We start from the raw sequence: 8,474 nt of genomic DNA on the forward strand, positions 1-8,474 counted from the left end.
TTTTGAATATCTTTAAGCTTTTAAATTTAAAACTATGAAAAAATTCACTGCGATTATCGCTTTTCTTCTCTTGGCTACAAATTTTGTTGCACAGGAAAAATTAACGTATCAAAAACCACCAAAAGAAATTTTAGAACTTGTGGACGCGCCCTTGGCTCCAACTGTTTGGATTGACAGCAAAGGTGAAAATGTTGTTCTTTTTTATCGCGATGCCTATAAATCCATCGCTGAACTTTCAGAAGCTGAATTGCGATTGGGCGGACTTCGTATAAATCCAAAAACCAACATTGGCAGCAGAACGCGATTTTACAATAATGTAAAGGTAAAAAAGGCTACCGAAAAAGACGCACGACAAGTAACGGGTATTCCTGCAAATCCAAGACTTTCAAGTTTTACCATTTCTCCAAACCAAAAAATGGTTGCGTTTTTAAACACTACCGAAACCGATGTACAACTCTGGTTGGCAGATATTGAAAAAGGCACAGCCAAGCAACTCAGCAATTTAAAAGTGAGCGCAAACATGGGCAATCCCATAAATTGGTTTAAAGATGGAAATGCTCTTCTAGTGAACGTAATCCCGAAGGACAGAAAAGAATTGATAAATACTGACGAAGCAGTTCCCGAAGGCCCAACGGTTACTGTAAGCGATGGCGAAAAAGCCCAAAACCGAACGTATCAGGATTTGCTTAGCAGCCCAAATGACGAATACAACTTTGAGCAATTGGCACATTCGGAAATTAAAAGGATTTCTTTGGAAGGAACTATTACAGATTTTCTTCCCACGGCTATGTATGACGATATTGATTTTTCGCCCGATGGCAAATATGTAATGGTGAATACACTCAAAAGACCTTTCTCTTATATAGTACCCTACAACCGTTTTCCTTTTGAAACAAATATTTACAACAACGAAGGGAAACTGATTCAAAAAGTAAACGACGTTCCGCTGAACGAGGTTGAACCCAAAGGCTTTATGGCAACCCGAATGGGAAAACGAAGTATGAATTGGCGCGCCGATAAACCGTCAACAATTTATTGGGCCGAAGCTTTAGACCAAGGCGACCCTGAAGTTAAAGTGGATTATCGCGACGCAGTTTATCAATTGGAAGCACCTTTCAATGGAAAAAACAAGCTGCTGATTAAAACAAAAAACCGTTACTCGAACATTACTTGGGGAGATGATAATCTTGCAATTGCTTCAGATTATTGGTGGAACGATCGGAATACCAAAACCTATATTTTCAATCCATCAAGTGCTTCGGAAATGCCGAAAATTATTTTTGATAGAAATTATCAGGACAGATACAGCGATCCCGGAAATTTTGTAACAACCCGAAACAATTTTGACGAAAGTGTTCTGGAAATAGAAAATGGCAACGCTTTTTTAATGGGTGATGGTTTTTCGGAAAAAGGACAATTTCCTTTTATAGATGAATTCAACTTAAAAACACAAAAAGCGAAACGCATCTATCAATCTGAATATACAGATAAACTCGAAAACCTTAATGCTGCAATAGATATGAAGAAAGGTAAAATATTGGTGCGTATTGAATCGCAGAATGAGTATCCCAATTATTATTTCAGAAATATTAAGAAGAAGAATGATTTAACGCCGGTCACTTCTTTTGAAAACCCTTTCAAGAGTATTCAAGACGTTCACAAAGAAGTAATTACTTACAAACGTGATGACGGATTGGAACTTGAAGGAACACTGTATTTGCCCATAGGTTATGATATGAAAAAGAAAGAAAAAATGCCGATGATTCTTTGGGCATACCCGCGTGAGTTTAAGGATAAAAACAGCGCTTCACAAAACACAACAAACCCAAATGAGTTTATCTATCCGTATTACGGTTCGCCTATTTATTGGGTAACCCAAGGCTATGTGGTTTTGGACGATGCTGCTTTTCCAATTGTGGGTGAAGGCGATGAAGAGCCAAACGATACTTTTAGAAAGCAGTTGGTGGGCAATGCCAAGGCTGCCATTGATGCTGTTGATAATATGGGCTATATAGATAGAAATCACGTAGGCGTGGGCGGGCATTCTTACGGGGCTTTTATGGTTGCGAATCTTTTGAGCCATTCAGATCTTTTTGCAGCTGGAATTGCACGAAGTGGCGCTTATAACAGAACGTTGACGCCTTTCGGTTTCCAAAGTGAAGAAAGAAGCTATTGGGATTCTCCCGAAACCTACAATACCCTGTCGCCTTTTATGCACGCAGATAAAATGAAAACCCCGCTATTGCTTATTCACGGTGAAGCAGATAATAACTCTGGAACTTACCCACTGCAAAGCGAACGTTATTTTAATGCATTAAAAGGATTGGGAGCAACCGCTCGTTTGGTTATGCTTCCAAAAGAAAGCCACGGCTACAGCGCGAAGGAAAGCATACTGCACGTACTCTGGGAACAGGATCAATGGCTGGATAAATATGTAAAGAACAAAAAAGAAAATAATGTAACAGGTATGGAAGAAATTAAAAAATAACTTTCTAAAATGAAAAAAGGGCGCAAAGATGCGCCCTTCTTAAACAACCTAACCAATTAAATAACAGAATATTTTTACTTTTTCATAGCAATTTAATATTCGATTACTTACCTGTAAAGATAACACACTTTGTTTAGCTAAATTGTTAAAGGATTAAACAAAGTTTTGTTAAAGTTTATATGTAATTTTTATAATTATTTATTTCAACTTTTGCTCCCAAATCGTTCATCAAATTATAAAGACCAAAAAATGTTCGATTTATATATAGGAAATGTTTTGAGCCACGGTTACCGTTCATCTTTCTTAGCTCGGTGTCCTTTGAATATTTATTGCTCAGCTCCGCTATTTTTCCGAAAAATTCCTGGTCAGAAAAATCAAAAGTTTCACTGTGGAATGGTTTAGTGAAAAGACTCAGCATTTCAAAAAACAGTTCTGAGAAAAATTTTGTTTCCTCGGGAGAATCTTCTTTTCTCAAGATTTCCAAAGCGTACATCTTCTCTAAGAAAATATCGGGGTTATTAATATTTTCGGGTTTTGCCAATTCAAAATAGGGAACATAGAATTCTTCAGGAACAGTTTTAACGCAACCAAAATCTATTGCTATCAAGTTCGCCTCCGCATCCACCAAAAAATTACCGGGATGCGGATCGGCGTGTACGCGTTTCAACTGATGCATTTGGAACATATAAAAATCCCAAAGCGTCTGCCCTACTTTGTCTGCCTTTACTTTATCGGTATTTATTTTGGTGAATTCTGAAAGGTGATGTCCCGTCATCCAATCCATCGTAATAATGCGCTCTCCGGAAAGTTCTTCGTAATATTTTGGAAATCTTAAATTCGGAATATTTTTACAAGCTTCACTTATTTCCTTGCTTTGTTCCACTTCCAACAGGTAATCAGTTTCTTCCAGCAATTTACCCTCCACTTCCCTGAAGTATTTATCGCTATCCTTTCCTTTAATATTAAACATTTTCATCGCCACCGGTTTTACCATCGCAAGATCACTACTGATGCTTTCTGCAATGCCAGGATATTGGATTTTAACGGCAAGATCTTTACCATCTTTCGTGGCTTTATGGACTTGGCCAATACTAGCCGCTGCTACTGATTCTGAATTAAAGGTGTCAAAAAGACTTTCCGGCGTGTCACCAAAATATTTTTTGAACGTTTTGCGAACCAAAGGCGCAGAAAGCGGCGGCACTTGAAACTGCGCCAAAGAAAATTTTTCAACATATGCTTTTGGCATCATGTTTTTTTCCATGCTCAGCATTTGAGCCACTTTTAAGGCACTGCCTTTCAAGTTTTTCAAGCCGTCGTAAATATCTTCGGCATTGCTTTCGTTCAGCTCGTCTTTTGTGGTTTCAGAGTTGACGAGCTTTTTGCTGTAATACTTTAAATAATTTCCGCCAACTTTTACACCAGTGGTCATTAATTTTGAAGCTCGTTGAATTTTATTCGTAGGGATTTTATCTATTGTTTTCATTAGGCCATTTTTTCTTTCCATAAAAATTTTCCGAAGTCAAGCAAGCTTTCTAGTGGCTGCGTATCAAAAACATCGAAGATTGCGCGAACGGATTTTTCAATCGCTATGTCTGTATTTTCAAAACCCGCAGAATTATCGTCCATCCAGTATTTTAATAGGAAAAGTGTTTGAATCCAAGCTCCTTCGGAAAAAACTGTAACCGATTGTTTTAAAATCTTCAACCTTTTTTCTTCGTTGTTTTCGCGAATTAAATCTGCCGCAAAATGCTTGATGTTTCTTCGAAGTCCTTTCAATTGATTCAAGTTCTTCATCATATCGCGTTGTTCCCTTAAAGTGAAAAGAAGATAGCTTCTGTTCAAAGTCAACAATTCAAAAAATGTATAAAAGAAGGTGAGCATTTTTTCTTGATTGGTGTAACCTGAATAATTTTCATCCTTATTCGCCAAAAGAATTGTTTGCTTATAAAATGAATTCCAAATTTCCATTTGGAGCCCCTCAAAAGAACCGAAGAATTCATAGAATTCAGCTTCTTTAAAATTATTCTCTTTACAGAATTTGAAAACACTCAGCGGCGCTTTTTCTTTCGAAAGCACCCATTCCATGTACGCGGTAATTATTTTTTCTTTGCTCATTTTATTTTTTAAAGGAGATTTTTTTTGTGTTGGGGAATTTTTATCTGGAGTTGCCATAATATCGTAAGTATTTAAAATTGAATTAAAATAGACGTTTCAGTATAATGACAAAGATAACTACTGTTTAAGGTTTTAAAGCATTACTTAAACAGAATGTTCTGTTAAAATTTTAGGATAACATATTCAAATTTTACAGTGACATCGTGTCAGCATCTGCGGGCTTGGTACTTTATTTGACTAATAAGGAAATAGATTGAAAAGCAATAAAAAATAATAACAAGTAATAAATAATACAAAAATGAGCAAAGGAACTATCAATGTATCAGTGGACAACATTTTTCCGCTGATTAAAAAGTTTTTATACAGCGACCATGAAATCTTTCTTCGTGAACTGATTTCAAACGCTACGGACGCAACTTTAAAAATGAAGCATTTGGCTAATATTGGTGAGGCTGAAGGCGTGGAATACGGCAATCCAATGATTGAAGTGAAGTTGGACAAAAAGAAAAAAGAACTTCGCATTATAGATCAGGGAATTGGGATGACCAAAGACGAAGTGGAAAAATACATCAACGAAATCGCCTTTTCCGGAGCAGAAGAATTTATTGAAAAATACAAAGACAAAAACGGAAAGGATGCTGGAATTATTGGGCATTTCGGTCTTGGTTTTTATTCTGCATTTATGGTTGCTGCAAAGGTAGAAATCATTACAAAAAGCTATAAAGATGAACCAGCGGTTCATTGGTCTTGTGATGGTTCGCCAGAATTTACTTTGGAAGAAGCTGATAAGAAAGAACGCGGAACCGAAATAATTCTTCACATAGCTGAAGATTCTACCGAGTTTCTGAAAGAAAACCGCATCACAGAATTGTTGGTGAAGTATAACAAGTTTATGCCAATCCCAATTAAATTCGGAACGCGTACCGAAACTCTTCCAAAACCTGAAGACGCAAAAGAAGACGATAAGGCTCCAACTGAAGAAGTAGACAATATTATAAATAACCCAAATCCTGCGTGGACTAAGCAACCAACGGAACTTGAAGACAAGGACTATAATTCTTTTTACAGGGAATTGTATCCAATGCAATTTGAAGAGCCGCTTTTCCACATTCATTTAAATGTTGATTATCCTTTCAATCTTACAGGAATCCTTTATTTCCCGAAGATGACAAACGATATGAGCGTTCAAAAAGATAAAATACAGCTCTATCAAAATCAAGTTTTTGTAACTGACAATGTAGAAGGAATTGTTCCTGAATTCTTAACGATGCTACGTGGTGTAATTGACAGTCCAGATATCCCTTTGAACGTTTCACGAAGCTATCTACAAGCTGATGGTGCGGTGAAAAAGATTGCAAGCTACATAACCCGTAAAGTTGCAGATAAGTTGAAAAGTCTTTTCAACAGCGACCGTGAAGGTTTTGAAAAGAAATGGAACGATATTAAAATTGTAATTGAATACGGAATGTTGACTGAAGATAAATTCTTCGATAAATCAAAGGATTTTGCATTATACCCAACTGTTGACAATACCTATTTTACTTTTCCAGAATTGAAAGAAAAGATAAAAGACACACAGACCGATAAAGATGGAAATATTGTAATTCTTTACGCTTCAAACAAAGAAGAACAACATAGCTATATTGAAGCTGCAAAAGAAAAAGGCTACGAAGTTTTGCTTTTGGATTCGCCCATTGTTACTCATCTACTTCAAAAAGTTGAGGGTAGCGAAGAAAAGATTTCTTTTGTTCGCGTGGATAGTGATCACGTTGAAAACCTTATCAAAAAGGACGATGAGCAGATTTCAAAACTTTCCGATGAAGAAAAAGAAAGCCTGAAAACATTTTTGGACGGCGTTATTCCGAAGGAAAAATTCAGCGTGCAATTGGAAGCTTTAGATAGCAATGCCAATCCATTTATAATTACCGAGCCAGAGTTTATGCGAAGAATGAAAGATATGCAGAAAACCGGCGGTGGCGGTATGTTCGGGATGGGAGGTTTCCCTGAAATGTATAACTTAATAGTAAATACAAATCACGAATTGATTAGCGAAATCCTGAATACAAAAACCGAAAAGAAGAAAGAACGTTTGGTAAACCAAGCACTTGATTTGGCAAGGCTGAGCAAAAATTTACTTAAAGGAGAAGAACTTACAGCTTTTATAAAACGAAGTTACGAAATGATTAAATAATCCTTTAATAAAATTTAATTAGAGAAAGCCATTCTACAGTCTGTGGGATGGCTTTTTTATTGAATTTATATGAATTTGAGGATTCTTTCTAGCTCTTTCAGATTTTAACTTAATCTTTTGAATATTACAGTCAGATGTAAATTTTTTAATATACATTTATGGCTCTAACTTTAAATATAATAATTATGAAAAGAATTACTCTATTCTTCATTCTTATGCTATGTGCGACGTTTTTCGCAGAAGCTCAGGAAGAAAGGCTAGCTACGGGAATTCGTGATGCACGAACAGCACAAGTGCAAAACACACAATCCCGTGCCTTGACCACAATTTATGAAACCGATCACTTAGGTGCTAATGGAGTTGAAATATCCTCTGCTGCAAATGGTCCAAATACATCAATGGCAGACGCCATTGTTCTGGCAGGCACCAACAGAATTCTGCAAACGGTAACGGTAGATGTTTTCAATTTAACATCAGCTGCCCCTTACGATTTAAACTTACGTATTTATACAGACTGTTCCACCAATGGTCCATCAGGAGCTTGTGGTAGCGGACTTGGAGTTTTAGTTTCGTCTTCTACAGTAACAGTAGCACCGGGCCCATTGGGTTTTATTTATTCCGTTGTCTTTACACTTCCGAATGTAAACCTTTATCCTGAAACTGATAATAACATTTCAGTTTCTCTAAATTCAAGCAGGCCTGATGTTTATTGGATACTAAACGAAAGTCCTGTAATTGGTTCACAACCAGCTGGAGAACCTGCTAACAGTATTGTTCAACGCTGTGGAAGCTCATTGACTAACAATGGATGTGCTCGAAACTTTGGGTTAATAAATAACTTTTCGTTAAAGTTGGAAGCAGAAGCTGCTCCACCAAACGACCTTTGCGCTAATGCAATTACAATTACTGGCGATGGCACTATCAATGGCACAACGGTTTTTGCGACTCCAGATAGCGCTCCATTTTGTGGTACAGGAAATACTTCACCTGGTGTTTGGTATATGTTCACCGACACTACTGGCACGGGTTCTACAGTAGATTTGAATCTTTGTTCGGGAACTTCATTTGATACAAAACTTTCTGTTTTTTCTGGAAGTTGTGGTACACTAACCTGTGTTGTTGGGAACGATGATAGTTGTGGTGTACAAAGTGCTGTCAATTTTACTACAGATGGTTCTTCCACCTACTATGTATTGGTACACGGATTTTTAAGTAATAATGGTCCATTTGAACTAAACGTTTCTGGATTACCAATAGTTGTTATAGGCGATCCGCCAATCATTGCTTGTCCTGCAAATATTACAGTAAACAATACTCCGGGCCTATGTTCTAGTGTTGTAAATTTTTCAGGAGTAGCTTTTGACACTGAAGATGGAAACATCTCGGGCGATATTATCGCGACCCCTGCCAGTGGAAGTTCTTTTGCAGTTGGTGATACCGACGTGGAGCTTTCCGTTACAGACAGCGACGGCAACACATCAACCTGTAACTTTACGGTTACCGTGGTTGACAATGAACTGCCGGTGGCAGTTTGCCAAAACATAACCGTAGATCTTGATCCGGTAACCGGAAACGCTACCGTTACCCCTGCCGAGATAAACAACGGCTCTACGGACAACTGTGGTATCGCCACCTATGCACTTGACGTTTCATCGTTCGATTGCTCGATGACGGGTGACA

The 8,474-nt window shown here is 37.5% G+C and carries 5 protein-coding genes; 3 read left to right on the forward strand and 2 right to left on the reverse strand.

Translation table 11 applies throughout. The features are described from left to right. Positions 1–34: 34 nt before the first annotated feature. Positions 35–2,488: an alpha/beta hydrolase family protein gene (locus tag ESV24_RS13675; RefSeq protein ID WP_111816937.1), complete on the forward strand. Its 2,454-nt coding sequence runs from the start codon at positions 35–37 to the stop codon at positions 2,486–2,488. Positions 2,489–2,663: 175 nt separating this feature from the next. Here the strand turns inward: ESV24_RS13675 and ESV24_RS13680 are convergent, their stop codons facing one another. Continuing rightward, positions 2,664–3,971, reverse strand: a complete 1,308-nt coding sequence (locus ESV24_RS13680; protein WP_111816938.1) for an ABC1 kinase family protein — start codon at positions 3,969–3,971, stop codon at positions 2,664–2,666. Then, the gene (locus ESV24_RS13685; protein WP_111816939.1) at positions 3,971–4,660 is read right to left on the reverse strand and encodes a TetR family transcriptional regulator C-terminal domain-containing protein; all 690 of its coding nucleotides are present in this window, start codon (positions 4,658–4,660) and stop codon (positions 3,971–3,973) included. The genes ESV24_RS13680 and ESV24_RS13685 overlap by 1 nt, the downstream gene beginning before the upstream one ends. A 241-nt stretch (positions 4,661–4,901) precedes the next feature. On the opposite strand from ESV24_RS13685, the gene htpG reads away from it, so the two are divergent. Together htpG and ESV24_RS13695 are read left to right on the forward strand one after the other, a co-directional pair. After that, on the forward strand, positions 4,902–6,794 hold the full coding sequence (gene htpG / locus ESV24_RS13690; protein ID WP_111816940.1) for a molecular chaperone HtpG: 1,893 nt from the start codon (positions 4,902–4,904) through the stop codon (positions 6,792–6,794). 185 nt (positions 6,795–6,979) lie between these two features. Next, on the forward strand, positions 6,980–8,474 hold a 1,495-nt coding region (locus tag ESV24_RS13695; RefSeq protein WP_249041587.1), incomplete at its 3' end, for an HYR domain-containing protein.

Source organism: Aequorivita lipolytica (assembly GCF_007997135.1).
Lineage (GTDB): Bacteria > Bacteroidota > Bacteroidia > Flavobacteriales > Flavobacteriaceae > Aequorivita > Aequorivita lipolytica.